Consider the following 14,478-nt stretch of genomic DNA (forward strand, 5'->3'; position numbering starts at 1 on the left):
GAGAACGGTCGAGCCGATCGAACGCCGAGTTCAGACCATGAACTCGGTCACGTCTTCCATGTCCGTCTGACAGAACGGACAGCGGTACCGGGTCGAGAAGCCACCGGACTGGGCCGTCGTCTTCGCCTCGAGTTCGTGCATTCCGATCTGACGGCCGCAGTCGGGACAGTTCACCTTGGGCACGTCCGAGTGACACGGTCACACACGCATAAATCCCGGCACCGGACTACAGAGAGAAATCTATTAGTACACGCACTTCCGTGAACGTTGTCGATACCCGTGTTTTGCGGCGTTTGAGACGACAAAATCGACACCGGCTGTGAGTTGTTCTCACAGTAACCGACTGATGGATCCCGAACAGTCCCCATGACTTCGACTGGAGCGTCAGGCCGGTTCGAGGGCTCTTTCGCGCTACGCGCTCACTCCTCCTCGCGTTCCTCGCGAGGCGTTCAGTCGCTACCGCTCCCTCACGCCTCGCTGCTCACGGCTCCCGCTGGTCGCCGTTCGCTCTCCGAGGTCCTCACTCGCTACCGCTCGTTCAGACCTCGCGCTCCTCGAACGTGAACGTCCCGTCCCGCTGGACGACCTCGCCGTCCAACTCGATCACGGAGTCCTCGCTCATGTCGACGATCATGTCGACGTGCTCGGCGGACTCGTTGACCTCGTTGCCCTCGCCGACCGTCTCGGGGTACGCCGAACCGACGGCCATGTGAACGGTGTCGCCCATCTTCTCGTCGAACAGCATGTTGTACGTGAACCGGTCGATCGCGCGGTTCATCCCGATCCCGAGTTCGCCGAGGTAGCGGGCGTTCTCGTCGGTGTTGAACACGCCCTCCAAGACGTCCTCGTTGCGCTCGGCGGAGAACTCCTCGACGCGGCCGTCCTCGAAGGTGAGCCGGACGCCCTCGATCTCGCGACCCTGGCGGTACAGCGGCAGGTCGAAGTACACCTCGCCGTTCACGCTGTCCTTGACCGGCGCGGTGAACACCTCGCCGCCGGGGAGGTTCGCCTTCCCGTCGTCGTTGAGCGCGGTGTTGCCCGCGACCGACATCGTGAGATCGGTCTCCTCGCCGGATTTGATGCGGACTTCCTCCGCGTCGTCGATCAACTCGACCATCTGCCGTTGGAACTCCGCTTGCGCCCCCCAGTCGAGGCTGACCGCGTCGTAGACGAAGTTCTCGTACTCCTCGCTGCTCATGCCCGCGAGCTGGGCGTGCCCGCTCGTCGGGAACTGCGTGAGACACCACGTCTTCGAGAGCCGCTCCTTCTGGACGGGCCGCCGCGCTCGGTTGTAGTCGGCGGTCGTCTCCGGGTCCACGTCGACTTTCTCGGAGACGTTGCCGCCGCTGCGGGCGATGACGAACGCGTCAGCTTCCTCGTAGAGGGCCAGCTCGTGCTCGGGTAGCTCGAAGTCGTCCTCGCGGGCGCGGAGGTACGCGCGGGCGGCGCGCTGGGAGTTGTTCAGGTAGACGGGGTTCGCGCCGATGTCGCCGGCGTACTCGTGGAGCGCGACGGCCAGGTCCTCGGCCTCGGCGGGGAGCTGGATGACGAGGTCGTCGCCCTCCTCGAGTTCGATGGAGTGGTCGACGATGATCTCGGCGTGTTCGCGGATGCGCGGGTCCATGTCACGCGCTTGCCGTCCGGCGGAGTAGGGGTTTCGGTCGCGGGCCGGCGAAGGGGTCGGGACCCGAACCGGGCGTGCCGGCTACGGCCCGCCGTACCCCTGCTCGGTCGCCCACTCGCGAAGCTCGGCGTACACCGACTCGCGGTCGTCGCGGTCGCCCGACGCCAGCACACGATAGCGCTCGGCCTCACGGTCCTCGACGACGGCGAACGACTTCGCCTCGGTCGTGATCAGGAGGGCGGGAACGACCTCGGTCCCGGAGCGCTGGGCGATCACCTCGTGGTGGGCCTCGACGATCCGGTCGGAGTCGGTGAGGCCCCGCACCGCCGCGGCCGACAGCGGGTACGGGAGCGCGTCGATCAGCGACATCGGAGGCGGGGACTCACGCCTCCAGCTTCTGCCGGAGGATATCCTCGGCCGCGTCGAGCGCGTCGTCGAGCGCGTCGACGTTCGGGCCACCTCCCTGCGCGAAGTCCGGCGGGCCGCCGCCCCCGCCGCCGACGCGGCCGGCGAGCTCGCCCACGACCTCGCCGGCGTTGACGCCGACGCCGTCGGGGACGCCGACGACGAACGTCGCCGCGCCGCCGCCGGAGCCGAGCACGGCGATGCGGCCGTCCTCGACGTGGGCGTTGGCCGCCGCCCGGAGTTCGTCGCTGTCGGCGTCCATCCGCTGGACGACCGCGACGGCGTCGCCGACCTCGACCTCCTCGCCGCCCGCGGCGGCGCGAAGCTCCGCCAGCTCCTCCTTCAGGCGGTCGATCGTCTTCCCGCGCTCCTTCCACTCGGTGAAGAAGCGCTCGGCGGTCTCGGGAACCTCCTGTGGGTCGATCGAGAGCACGTCCGCGGCGTCGTACAGCGCGTCCTCGGTGCGGTGGGTCGCATCCAGCGCGGCTTCGCCGGCGGCGAACACCAGCCGTTCGACGCCGTCCTGCACGGGTTCGGTCTTCAGCAGCTTGATCGCGCCGATGTCGCCCGTCCGGGAGACGTGGGTCCCACCGCACGCCTGCACGTCGTCGCCGACGCGGATGAGTCGGATCTGCTCGCCCGGCGGGATCCCGCCCTGGTAGAGGTCGAAGCCGTGCTCGGACTCCGCCTCGTGGCGGTCGGGCCACTCCTGTTTCACCGGGAGGTTCCGGCACACGATGTCGTTGGCGACCTGCTCCATCGCCTTGACCTGCTCGCGCGTCACGCGATCGTAGTGCGTCACGTCGAGCCGCGAGGAGTTGAGCCCCTTCTGGGCGCCCGCCTGGCGGACGTGCTCGCCGAGCACCTGCCGGGCGGCGTAGCCGACGATGTGGGTCGCGGTGTGGTGGCGCATCAGCCGCCGGCGACGCTCCCCGTCGACCTGCCCGGTCACGAACTCGCCCTTCCCCGGATCGGCGTCAGTGCGGTGGAGCACCACGTCGCCGCGGATCTGGACGTCCTCGACCTCGACGGTGGTGTCGTCGGTGGAGAGCGTCCCGCGGTCGCCGGGCTGGCCCCCGCCCTCGGGGTAGAACATCGTCTGGTCGAGCACCACGTCGTAGCCGTCCTCGCGCTCGAACACGTCGAGCACGACCGCCTCGAATTCCGTGCGCTCCTGGTCGTCGTAGTAGAGGCGCTCCGTCACCGGGAGGTCATCGAGCCGTTCGTCGGCGTCGGCCTCGGGGTCGAACGCCTGCGCGGAGTCGTGTCGGGAGGCGACGAGCCCGTAGAAGTCGTCGGGCACCTCGACGGTCGCGCCGCGCTCGGCGGCGATCTCCTCGACCATGTCCGGCTGGATGCCGTGGGAGTCGTACAGCTCGATCAGCTCCTCGACCGGGATCGCCTCGCCGGTGCCCGCGTACTCGTCCGCCAGCGCTTCGACCTTGCGTCCGCCGCGTTCGAGCGTCTCACGGTACTTCTCGACCTCGGTGCGCACCATGTCGCGGATCGTGTCGCGGTTCTCGTAGCCGAGGCGGTCGGCCTGCATGTCGACCAGTTCGTCGAGCGGGGCGTCGACGCCGACCTCGTCGACGAGGCGCTTCGTCCGTCGGAGCACCATCCGCGCGAGGTAGCCCGTCCCGACGTTCGACGGGACGATCTCGTCGCCGAACATGTACGCGAGCGTCCGGCAGTGGTCGGCGATGGCGTAGATGTCCTCCAGCGGTTCGAGCAGGGCCGTCAGCTCGGCGGTGTCGACGTCGAGCTTGTCCGCGATGTTGTCGCGGGCGGCCTCGATGTCCTCCGCCTCGTCGATGTCGAGGTGGCCCGCCAGCGTGGAGGCGCGGCGCACCAGCTCTTCCTCCTCGTCCGTGAGGTCGATCCCGGCGTTGTCCTTCAGGAACGCGATCGTGTCCGGATAGATGGCCTCGTAGACGGTCGGGGTGCCCTGGCTCATCCAGGTCCACCGCTCGAGCCCGTACCCCGTGTCCACGATGTACGTGTCCATCTCGGAGTAGGTGTTGCCGTCCTTCAGCTCGTAGTCGCCCTCGGGGTCCTGCTCCAGCGACATGAAGACGAGCGTCGCCAGCTCGGCGCCCTTGTAGATGACCTCGATGGCGGGACCGGCGTTGCCGCCGCCGACCCACGGGTCCTCGATGTAGGTGATCTCCGAGAGGTCGGCGCCCATTTCCTCGAACAGGCCGTCGCACAGGCGGACGGTCTCGTCCTTCCAGTAGACCTCCCCGGAGTAGGCGTACTTGTCGCCGACCTCCTCTTTCGCGTTGAACGCGTGGTGGGCCATCATCTCGAACGCCATCGTGTGGCGGCCGGTCTTGCCCACGTTGTCGATGTCCTGCATCCGGATGCACGGCTGGCTGATCGTGAGGGGGTTCGCCGGCGGCGGCGTCTCCCCGGAGGTGACCAGCGGCTGGAAGTCGTAGATGGACGCCTGTGTCAACAGCACGTCGTCGCGCCAGCGGTTCGCCGCGACCGGGTACGGCTCGATCCGCTCGTGGTCGTGTGCCTCGAAGTACGAGAGGAACGCCTCGCGCATCTCCTCGAGCGTGTACGGCTCGTCGAATCCGGGGTCGCCGATAAACGAGTAGTCCTCGCAGGGCGGCTCGCCGCACAGCTCCCGCTCGTCGTCGCGGGTCCAGAAGTGGTCCCCGCAGGAGGAACACTCCCCTCGGGAGAACCCCTCCTCCTCGAAGTAGTCGAGGCGATACTCCGCGGTAAGGTCGCTCATTACCACGTTGTGCCCCGTCGCCGCGCAAAAGGGTTCCGGGCCGCGTTCGTCGGTCGGAGCGTCCCCGTTACTGTTAAATGAGGAACCGACAACATCGAGTAACTATGGCGGATTCTGTCGCGGAGCCGTCGATCGTCGTCCTCGTCGTGGCGGCGGCCGACGCGACGGTTCCCGACGGATTAGTCGACGCGCTCGCGGACCGCGTCGGCGGTGATGTCGAAACGGTCGATCCTGCTACGCTCGTCGGGCGACTCAGTGGAGAGCGGTGTCCGAAGGCGGTCGTGTTGGTCGGCGACCCGCCGCTTTCGGCGGACGTGTTGGACGCGCTGTCGACGACGACCGCGCTGGTCGTCGCGTACGCGGAGCGCGAGCCGGATCCGGACACGTCGTACGTCGACGGGTACGTCACGCGGGCGGCCGACGCCGACCGGGTCGTCGAGGAGATCGACCGTGCGCGCGCCGGCGAGACGCGCCGACAGCTGCGAGCGGCGCGGCGACGAATGACCGAGCTACACGCCGGAACCGCCGACATCGCCGCCGCCGAGACCGTCTCGGAGCTGTTCGACCGGACGATCGCGGTGGCACGGCGCGTACTCGAGTTCGACCACTGCGCGATCGCCGTCCACGAGGACGGCGAGATGGTGGTTCACGCCCGGTCACAGGACGCCGACTGGCTCCGCTCCCGGGTCAACGCGGACGAGTCGGTCGGCGGACGGGCGTTCCAGTGCGGCGAGACCATGCACGTCGACGACATCTCGACGTGGGACATCTACGACCCCGACGCGACCGGGTCGGGGATCTCCGTCCCGTTCGGCAGCGATGCCGTCTTTCAGGCGATCTCGACGACGCCGTACGCGTTCGACGAGACCGACCGCGAGCTGGCGGAGCTGTTGGCGACGCACGTCGGGCAGGCGTACGGGCGCCTGCGTGCCCAGGCCGACCTGACGCGACGCGAACGGGTGATGACGGAGCTCCACGAGGCGGCCCCGCGGCTCGTCGACGCCGACGGCGAGGACGCCCTGTACGAGCTGGTCGTCGAGATCGCCCAGCGGGTGCTCGCGTTCGATCGCTCGTGCGTGTACACGGTCGACAGCGAACGGTTCACGATGCGGGCGACGACCGACACCGACCTCCCGAAAGAGTTCCCGCGGGGGTTCGGCGCGATGGAGGTGAGCCATACCGAGAACCGCTCGTTCGTCATCGACGACGTCACCGACAGCGAGTTCGCGGAGTCGCACGACGGAACGCCGCGTGCGCTCATCTCGGTGCCGTTCGCCGGCGACGCCGTCTTTCAGGCCGTCACCGAGCCCGTCGGTGCGTTCGACGACGGCGATCTGGAGTTCGCGGAGCTGCTCACGTCGTACGCGACCGCGACCCGCGAGCGGATCCGCTCGGAGACGGCGCTCCGTGATGCACGTCGCGTGACCGAGCAGCTCCACGGGGCGACCGCGGACCTCGCGGCCGCCGACGACGAGGAGACCCTGATCGAGCGCGCGATCCGGGCCTCCGAGGAGGTGCTCTCGTTCGACAAGTCGACGATCACGCTCAAGGAGGGCGACAAGCTCGTTCCCAAGGCCGACTCCACGGGCAGCCCACCCGACAGCTCCCGGCCGATGGACCTCGACGAGGGAGTCGCCGGGCGGACGTTTCGGACCGGCGAGTCGCTGCTCGTGGACGATGTCGCGGACGACGACGATGCGGTCCCGGTACGGGCAGAGTATCGCTCCGGGCTGTCGGTCCCGATCGGCGATCTCGGCGTGTTTCAGGCCGTGGCAACCGTCCCCAGTTCGTTCACCCGCGACGACCTCAACCACGCGGAGTTGCTGATGGCACACGTGGCAGTGTCACTGCAGCGGGTTCGCGCACAGGCGGACCTTCGCGCCGAACACGACCGTCTCTCGGCGCTGTTCGAGAACGTCCCCGACGCGGCGCTGTCGTTCGAGTTGGTCGACGGCGATCCCGTCGTCCGCGATATCAACTCGGCGTTCGTCGACACGTTCGGCTACGGGGAGGAGGTGATCGGCGAATCGCTCGACGAGTACATCGTCCCCGAGAACTCCGAAGCGGAAACACAGGCGACCGAGTTCAACGAACGGCTCCGCAACGGCGAGAGCCTCCGAACCGAGTGTCGTCGCGAGACGGCGGACGGCATGCGCGATTTCCTGATGTACGTCGTCCCATTGGAGTTGGGCACCGAGAACGTGGGGGGCTACGCCATCTATTCGGACATCACCGAGCGAAAGGAGCGTGAGCGGGCGCTTCGCCGACAGAACGAGCGGCTCGACGAGTTCGCGAGCGTCGTCTCACACGACCTGCGCAACCCGCTATCCGTCGCCGAGGGGTACCTCGAACTCGTCAGGGAGACGGGGGATATCAACCACCTCACCACCGTTTCGGACGCCGTCGAGCGCATGCGTGAACTGGTCGACGACCTGCTTCGGCTCGCCCGCGAGGGCCGCGTCGTCGGTGACACCGATCCGGTGGAGGTGTCGGTCGCCGCCCGCGCGGCGTGGGGAAGCGTCGACACCGGCGACGCGACGCTCGCCGTCGACGACGGCCTCGTCGTCGAGGCCGACGAGGACCGCCTGCGCGAGCTGTTCGAGAACCTGTTCCGCAACAGTATCGAGCACGGCGGGGACGCGCCGGCCGTCCGCGTGGAAGCGACGCCCGCGGGGTTCGCCGTCAGCGATGACGGGTCGGGAGTCCCTGCGGGACGCCGAGAGGAGATATTCGAGGTCGGCGTCTCCACGGTCGAGGACGGCACAGGCTTCGGGCTCGCGATCGTCCGCCGCATCGCCGAGGCCCACGGCTGGTCGGTGACGGTGGCGAACGGGGAGAACGGGGGGGCGCGATTCGAGTTCGCAACCGACGCCGGGTCGGCGGCGGCGAATCCGTGACTCGCGGTCCGTGACGCGACCGAGGCGAACGCTCGGGGACGTGAGGGGGCCGCAGCTCAGTTCAGCGCGAGGAAGCGGTAGTTCAACACCGCGGCGAAGCAGACCCACGCGAGATACGGCACTAAGAGCGCCGCCGCGCGGCGGTCGACGCGGGCGAACGCGACGATCGTGCCCGCGAGCGCGAGCGCGAGGACGACGATGATCGCCAGCGCCGCCGCGATCCGTTGAAACGCGAAGAACGTCGGCGTCCACGCGACGTTGAACGCGAACTGGAAAACGAACGCGCCGAGCGCGAGGCGGCGCGCACGCGACGGCTCCGCGCGGACGAGAAGCCACACCGCCACGCCCGACAGGGTGAACAGTGCCGTCCAGACGACGCCGAACAGCCACGACGGCGGATAGATCGCGGGCTTCGTCAGCGCCGCGAACCACGTCGAGTCGGGTCCGCCGACGACGGCGGGGACCGCGCCGGCGACGTTGACCGCGAGGACCAGCGCGGCGAGTCCGGCGACCCCGTCGAGTCGGTCGTCGAGGGCCGAGATCGGACCGCCGGGACCGCTAGGACCGCCGGAGCCGCGGGTCGTCGATGTGTCGGTCATGGACGCTCGTACGTCGCCAGACGGCATAAAACGGAGAGCCGGCAGCTCAGTGGTCGTCGGAATCGACATCCCAGAGAACGCGGTGGAGACGGGGGCTGACTCAGGCCTCGGCGACGACCGATTCGATGCGGTCGAGCGCCTCGTCCACGTCGTCCTCGTCCACGTCGAGGTGGGTACACAGCCGGCAGGTGTACTCGCCGAAGGCGCTGAAGGAGACGTCGGCGTCCTTGCAGGCCGCGGACAGTTCCTCGCCGGTCAGGCCGGCGGCCTCGCTGTCGACCATCACGATGTTCGTGTCGGGGACGGGCGCCGACAGCCCCTCGATGCCGTTCAGCCCCTCCGCGAGGCGGGCGGCGTTGGCGTGATCCTCCCCGAGCCGGTCGACGTTCTCCAGCGCGAGCAGGCCGGGCGCGGCGATCATCCCCGCCTGCCGCATGGCGCCGCCGAACAGCTTCCGGGTCCGGCGGGCGCGCTGGATGAACTCCGCGGAGCCAGCGAGCACGGAGCCGACCGGGGCGCCGAGTCCCTTGGAGAGGCAGAACATCACGGAGTCGACCGACTCGGTCATCTCCTCGGGGGCGACGTCGAGCGCGACGCAGGCGTTGAGGAAGCGCGCGCCGTCGAGGTGGACCGGAACGTCCAGATCGTGGGCGGCCTCGGCCGCCTCGTCGAGGTGCGCCTTCGGGACGGCGACGCCGCCGCGGGAGTTGTGAGTGTTCTCCAGACACAGCAGGCCCGTGCCGGGGCGGTGGAGGTCCTCCTCGACGTACCCCTCGCGTACCTGCTCGGGCGTCGGAACGCAGCGGTCGCCGCAGTCGAGAATGCGCGGCTGGACCTGCGAGAGCTGCGGGATGCCGCCCAGCTCCCACTTGTAGACGTGCGCCTGCTCGTCGCACAGCAGCTCCTGCCCGCGGTCGGTGTGCGTGCGGATGGCGATCTGGTTACCCATCGTGCCGGAGGGGACGTACAGCGCGTCCTCGAAGCCGGCGAGATCTGCCGCGCGCGCCTCCAACTCGTTGACCGTCGGGTCGTCGGCGTACACGTCGTCGCCGACGGCGGCGTCGCGGGCGGCGTCGCGCATCTCGTCGCTGGGGCGGGTCACCGTGTCCGACCGGAAGTCGATCATGTGCGTCGGGTGGCTCTCGTCGCGGAAATACGGTCCGGTCACGGGGCGGACGCGGCACCGCGGCGCCGCCCGGGACGACCGCCGGCCGCGACCGACCACCGGGATTGACACTCCGCGGCGACGAACGCCCGAGCGTGCCCAACGCAGCGAACGGAGACGTGAACCTGTACTACGAAGTCGACGGCAAGGGCGACGACCGCGACGTTGACGCCGTCGTGTTCTGCGGCGAGATCGGGTACGGACCGTGGCAGTGGGGCTGGCAACACGCCGCCGTCGCCGGGCCGTACCGCGCGGTCGTCCCCGCGACCCGCGGCACCGCCGACTCCGACGCGCCGCCGGGACCGTACACGGTCGGCCAACTCGCCGCGGATCTGGACGCCGTGCTCGCCGGCGCGGGGGTCCGCGCGGCCCACGTCGTCGGCGTCGGCCTCGGGGGGATGGTCGCGCTGCACGCGGCGCTACACTCCGGGCGCGTGCGGAAGCTCGCGCTCGTCGGTACGCCCGCGTACGGCGATGGGATGAACCCTGACTCGCTGTGGGCCGATCCCGCCGACCCGGAGGCGTTGGAGTCGTCGCTTCGGGCGGCCGTGACCGGCGAGTTCCTCGAGTACCAGCCGTCGGTCGTCTCGCGGATCGTCGAGTGGCGCGCCGTCGAGGATGCCGACCGCGGGGCGTGGGAGGCCGCGCGGTCGGCCGTTCGCGAGTTCAACGTCGCCGACCGGCTGTACGAGGTGTCGAACGAGACGCTCGTGCTCCACGGGAGCGAGGACGCGGTGTGTCCGCCGGCGAAGGGAGAGGAACTCGCCGAGGGGCTGCCCCGCGGGGAGTTCGTCGCGGTCGACGGCGCGGGCCACCTCGCCAACGTGGAGGCGAGCCGCGAGGTGAACGACCGCGTCCTGGCGTTCTTCGAGGACGAGGAGTGACGCGCTCCCGCCCGCCACGGCTCCGCTCGGCAGGTCCCCGGCCGCGTCTACCGCGTCCGCGACGCCGGCGGAACTCGGCGGGGGCGCAAACCCTTTGCCCGCGAGCGACACAGCATCGCCAATGACACGTCTCCGGCTCGCGCTGCTCAACGCGGCCCACGACGGCGCGAACACCGCCCGGAACTTCCGCCGGGAGCTCGACGCCGACCTCGTCGAGTTCGACGCGAACGCACAGCAGCTGCCCGATCTCTTCGACTTCGACAACGACGAGGGAACCTCGTCGAGCCGAACGGCGTCGCCGTTCGACGGGGTGGTCATCACCGGCTCGCGCTCCTCGGTGTACTGGGACGAGGAGTGGATCCCGCCGCTGGTCGAGTGGACCGCCGAAGCGGCCGAGCGCGGCCTGCCGATCCTCGGCGTCTGCTACGGCCATCAGGTGCTCGCCGAGGCGCTCGGCGGCCGCGTCGGCGGCATGGACGACTTCGAGATCGGCTACAACGAGATCACCCACCGCGGCGACGACGAGCTGTTCGCCGGCATCGACCGCGAGTTCACCGTCTTCACCACCCACGGCGACGCCGTCGTCGAGCTTCCGCCGGGCGCGGAGCTGCTCGCGGAAAACGAGTTCGGCGTGCACGCGTTCCGGAAGGGCGACTGCTGGGGCGTGCAGTTCCATCCCGAGTACGATATCGAGACCGCCGAAACCGTGACCGACGGGAAACGCGAGCGCATCGGCGACGAACGGGTCGACGAGGTGCTCGCGGAGATCACTCCCGAGCGCTACGACGCCGCCTGCGAGGCGAAGACGCTCTTCGACAACTTCACCGCGCACTGCCGCCGCGTCCGCGATGCGGCGTCGGGCGACGGCGTCGAGGCGTGAGGCCGCGCCGGTCCGCGGTCACCCTGTCGAAACCCCTATGGCCCGCAGCGTCGCATCGGCGGGCATGGCAGTTGTCGACACGCTGATCGACGCCGTCGCCGCGAACCCCGGGTTGACGATCATCCTCGTGGTGCTGCTCGCGCTGGTGTTCGGCGCGTACCTGTTCATCCGCCGGATCGTCGTCAACGTCGCCGAGGGCTACGATCAGGGGCGACAGTGAACGCTCCCGCGTCGGCCCGGAGTCCGACCGCCCGACACCGGACCCAACAACGACTTACCCGCGGGGCCTGACGCCCGGGTATGGTCGCAGCCGGCACCCTCGCTACGCTCCTCGTCGCCGCGCTCGCATCGCTGTTCATGGCGTGGGCTATCGGCGCCGGATCGTCGGGATCGACGCCGTTCGCCCCCGCCGTCGGCGCCAACGCCATCTCGGTGATGCGCGCCGGTCTGATCGTCGGGATACTCGGATTTCTCGGGGCCGTGCTCCAGGGCGCGAACGTCACGGAGGCGGTCGGGAACGACCTCGTCGTCGGGGTGTCGATCACCGCCACCGCCGCCATCGTCGGGCTGATCACCGCCGCAGTGCTCGTCGCGATCGGCGTGTTCGCGGGCTACCCCATCGCCACCGCGTTCACCGTCACCGGCGCCGTCGTCGGCGTCGGTCTCGCGCTCGGGGGCGACCCCGCGTGGGAGAAGTACCGCGAGATCGTTGCGCTGTGGGTCGCGACGCCGTTCATCGGCGGCGGCATCGCCTACGCCACGGCGCGACTCCTGCGCGCGGAACGCGTTCCGGAACGCGTCGCCGTGCCGACGCTCGCCGCCCTCGTCGCCGCCCTCGTCGCCAACATCGGCTTCACCGTGCTCGGCCCGCCGGGGGTACAGCGCTCGCTTGCGGGCGCCGCTGCCGCCGCACTCCCCGCCGTCGGCGTCGCCGGCGTCGATCTCGGGAGGATCGTCGTCACGGTGGCGTTCGCGGTCCTCGTCGCGCTCGCGCTGTTTCGCGACATGACGCTCGACGAGGCGCGCGGCCAGCGGCACTTCCTGCTCGCGCTCGGCGGGCTCGTCGCCTTCTCGGCCGGCGGGTCGCAGGTCGGCCTCGCGATCGGCCCGCTCGTCCCGCTGATCGGCGGGGAGGGCGCGGCCGTGCAGATCCCACTGATCGCCGTGCTCGTCGGCGGGGGGATCGGGCTGCTCGCGGGGTCGTGGACGGGCGCCCCGCGGATGATCAAGGCGCTCGCGCAGGACTACTCATCGCTGGGGCCGCGCCGCTCGATCGCCGCGCTTATTCCCAGTTTCGCCATCGCCCAGACCGCCGTCGCGTTCGGCATCCCCGTCTCGTTCAACGAGATCATCGTCTCCGCGATCATCGGATCGGGGTACGCCGCCGGCGGCTCCGGCGTGAGTACACGGAAAATGGCCTACACCGTGCTTGCGTGGGTCGGATCGCTGGCGCTCGCGCTCGGGATCGGCTACGGCGCGTTCACCGCGGTCGACGCGGTGCTGTAGGAGACGTCGGAGCGCGACGCTGGACAGGGAGAGAGACAGGACGCGCCGGTGCTTAGCCGGAGTGGCCGAGGACGACGCCGACGGCGAGCCCGCACGCGACGGCCTGGACTGCCGCGCTCGGAAGGTCACGTCGAGAAGCGTCAGTTCGATACCTATCCAGATCACCGCCGAGAGCACCGTGGCGAGTCCGAGGAACACCACCCGTCGATCCGGCGGGATCGAGCGCACCGGTCAGTTCTCGACTTCCGCCTCGTCGCCCTCGTGCTCGTCCGTCTGGAAGTACTCGTCGGTGACGGTGACGCGGGCGCGCATGATACGGGTGTTGTCGACTTCCTCGATGCGGATCTTCACGCCCTCGTAGTCGATCTCTTCGCCCTCCTCGACGAGGCGACCCGCGCGGTTGAACACGAACCCGGCGAGCGTCTCGAACTCCTGCCCCTCCGGAAGGTCGATGTCGAGCACCTCGTTCACCTCGTCGATGTTCACCTCGCCGCGCACGAGAACGGTGTTGTCCTCGACGAACTCGAACGGCTCCTCCTCGTCGCCCTCGAGGATCTCGCCGACGATCTCCTCGACCATGTCTTCCAGGGTGAGGATTCCCTCGGTTGTCCCGAACTCGTCGATGACGACGACCATCTGCATCCGGGTGTCCTGCATCTCCTCGAGCAGTTCGTCGGCGTTCTTCGACTCGGGGACGTGCAGCGTCGGCTGCACGACGCTCGCGAGGTCGTTCTCTCCCTCGCCGTAGTAGCGCGCGCGGACCAAGTCGCGAATGTTCACGACGCCGATGATGTTGTCGAGGTTCCCCTCGTACACCGGGACGCGCTCGTGGTCGGCCTGCACACACGTCTCGATCGCCTCGTCGATGGAGGCGTCCTTCGGCACCGCGTTCACGTCGAGCCGGGGCGTCATCACCTCCTTCGCGATCGTCTGGTTGAACCGGAAGATGCGGTCGAGCATCTCCCGCTCCTCCTCCTCGATGACGCCCTCGCGCTCCCCGGTCTGGATCATGTTCTGGATCTCGTCGCGGGTGACGTACGAGGTCTCGATGGCCGACCGGCCGCCGGTGACCTTGTTGACGAGGCGGGTGAGGTAATCGAAGGTGACGACGAGCGGGAGGAGGAGGTACTCCGAGAGCTGGAGCGGGCGAGCGATCCGGAGCGCCCACGACTCGGTGTTCTCGACGGCATAGCTCTTGGGTGCGGATTCCCCGAACAGGAGCACCAGCGTGGTGATCCCGAACGTGGAGATGAGGACGGCGGCGCCGGCGCTCTCGACGTAGATCCCGACGAGTGCCGTCGCCAGCGACGACATCGCGATGTTGACGAGGTTGTTCCCGACGAGGATCGTCACCAGCAGCCGGTGCGGGTCGGACTTCAGCTCCGCGACCGCGTTGGCGCCGCGGCGGCCCTCCTCGACGAGGAGGTCGATCCGGTGGGCTGCGAGCGAGAACATCGCGATCTCCGAGGAGGAGAAGAACGCCGAGAGTGCGATGAGAACGGCGATGGCGACGACGCCACCGATCGTGACGGTCGCGTCGTTGATCGGCACCACGTTCGTGAGCCCGGCGAACTGCGCGGGCGCGACTACTGGAGCGTGTACCGGCGACAAACCCATGCGATACGATGGCTTGACGGCCCCCCGAATTAAGCGTTGTCCTCGGGTGGCGCGGCGCCGTCGTCTGTTCTCGGCCGGACCGTCCGCCTCATGGGGACGCCGCCGCGTCGTGAACGCACTACGGCACGGCGCGCCGAGTGCCGCGGGCGAAGACGTTA

At 69.3% G+C, this 14,478-nt stretch carries 12 protein-coding genes; 5 read left to right on the plus strand and 7 right to left on the minus strand.

Going from position 1 to position 14,478, the window contains the following annotated elements:
* Positions 1-30: 30 nt before the first annotated feature.
* From ABJD39_RS06570 to alaS, 4 genes are all read right to left on the minus strand, one after another.
* Positions 31-183, minus strand: coding sequence for a hypothetical protein (locus ABJD39_RS06570; protein WP_348613255.1), 153 nt, complete (start codon positions 181-183; stop codon positions 31-33).
* Between the two features lie 355 nt (positions 184-538).
* The gene (locus ABJD39_RS06575; protein WP_348613257.1) at positions 539-1,624 is read right to left on the minus strand and encodes an aminopeptidase; all 1,086 of its coding nucleotides are present in this window, start codon (positions 1,622-1,624) and stop codon (positions 539-541) included.
* Positions 1,625-1,705: 81 nt separating this feature from the next.
* Complete coding sequence (locus ABJD39_RS06580; RefSeq protein ID WP_348613259.1) at positions 1,706-1,993, minus strand: hypothetical protein; 288 nt, start codon at positions 1,991-1,993, stop codon at positions 1,706-1,708.
* Positions 1,994-2,006: 13 nt separating this feature from the next.
* On the minus strand, positions 2,007-4,772 hold the full coding sequence (gene alaS / locus ABJD39_RS06585; RefSeq protein WP_348613261.1) for an alanine--tRNA ligase: 2,766 nt from the start codon (positions 4,770-4,772) through the stop codon (positions 2,007-2,009).
* Between the two features lie 104 nt (positions 4,773-4,876).
* Here alaS and ABJD39_RS06590 point away from each other — a divergent pair, with 104 nt between their 5' ends.
* Complete coding sequence (locus ABJD39_RS06590) at positions 4,877-7,669, plus strand: GAF domain-containing protein (RefSeq protein WP_348613263.1); 2,793 nt, start codon at positions 4,877-4,879, stop codon at positions 7,667-7,669.
* Between the two features lie 56 nt (positions 7,670-7,725).
* On the opposite strand, the gene ABJD39_RS06595 is transcribed toward ABJD39_RS06590, so the two are convergent.
* Both ABJD39_RS06595 and ABJD39_RS06600 read right to left on the minus strand, forming a co-directional pair.
* Positions 7,726-8,268 carry a TspO/MBR family protein gene (locus tag ABJD39_RS06595; RefSeq protein ID WP_348613265.1) on the minus strand — a complete coding sequence of 181 codons (543 nt, stop codon included), beginning with the start codon at positions 8,266-8,268 and terminating at the stop codon, positions 7,726-7,728.
* A gap of 100 nt (positions 8,269-8,368) precedes the next feature.
* On the minus strand, positions 8,369-9,394 hold the full coding sequence (locus ABJD39_RS06600; RefSeq protein WP_348613266.1) for a threonine aldolase family protein: 1,026 nt from the start codon (positions 9,392-9,394) through the stop codon (positions 8,369-8,371).
* 134 nt (positions 9,395-9,528) lie between these two features.
* On the opposite strand from ABJD39_RS06600, the gene ABJD39_RS06605 reads away from it, so the two are divergent.
* From ABJD39_RS06605 to ABJD39_RS06620, 4 genes are all read left to right on the plus strand, one after another.
* Positions 9,529-10,317 carry an alpha/beta fold hydrolase gene (locus tag ABJD39_RS06605; protein ID WP_348613268.1) on the plus strand — a complete coding sequence of 263 codons (789 nt, stop codon included), beginning with the start codon at positions 9,529-9,531 and terminating at the stop codon, positions 10,315-10,317.
* Positions 10,318-10,438: 121 nt separating this feature from the next.
* Complete coding sequence (locus ABJD39_RS06610) at positions 10,439-11,197, plus strand: type 1 glutamine amidotransferase (protein WP_348613269.1); 759 nt, start codon at positions 10,439-10,441, stop codon at positions 11,195-11,197.
* 64 nt (positions 11,198-11,261) lie between these two features.
* The gene (locus ABJD39_RS06615) at positions 11,262-11,417 is read left to right on the plus strand and encodes a hypothetical protein (RefSeq protein ID WP_201289569.1); all 156 of its coding nucleotides are present in this window, start codon (positions 11,262-11,264) and stop codon (positions 11,415-11,417) included.
* A gap of 80 nt (positions 11,418-11,497) precedes the next feature.
* Positions 11,498-12,703 carry an inorganic phosphate transporter gene (locus ABJD39_RS06620; protein ID WP_348613270.1) on the plus strand — a complete coding sequence of 402 codons (1,206 nt, stop codon included), beginning with the start codon at positions 11,498-11,500 and terminating at the stop codon, positions 12,701-12,703.
* A gap of 231 nt (positions 12,704-12,934) precedes the next feature.
* Here ABJD39_RS06620 and ABJD39_RS06625 read toward each other — a convergent pair whose 3' ends face one another.
* The gene (locus ABJD39_RS06625; RefSeq protein ID WP_348613271.1) at positions 12,935-14,320 is read right to left on the minus strand and encodes a hemolysin family protein; all 1,386 of its coding nucleotides are present in this window, start codon (positions 14,318-14,320) and stop codon (positions 12,935-12,937) included.
* Between the last annotated feature and the right edge of the window lie 158 nt (positions 14,321-14,478).

It is taken from the genome of Halobaculum rarum (assembly GCF_040025155.1).
Classification (GTDB): domain Archaea; phylum Halobacteriota; class Halobacteria; order Halobacteriales; family Haloferacaceae; genus Halobaculum; species Halobaculum rarum.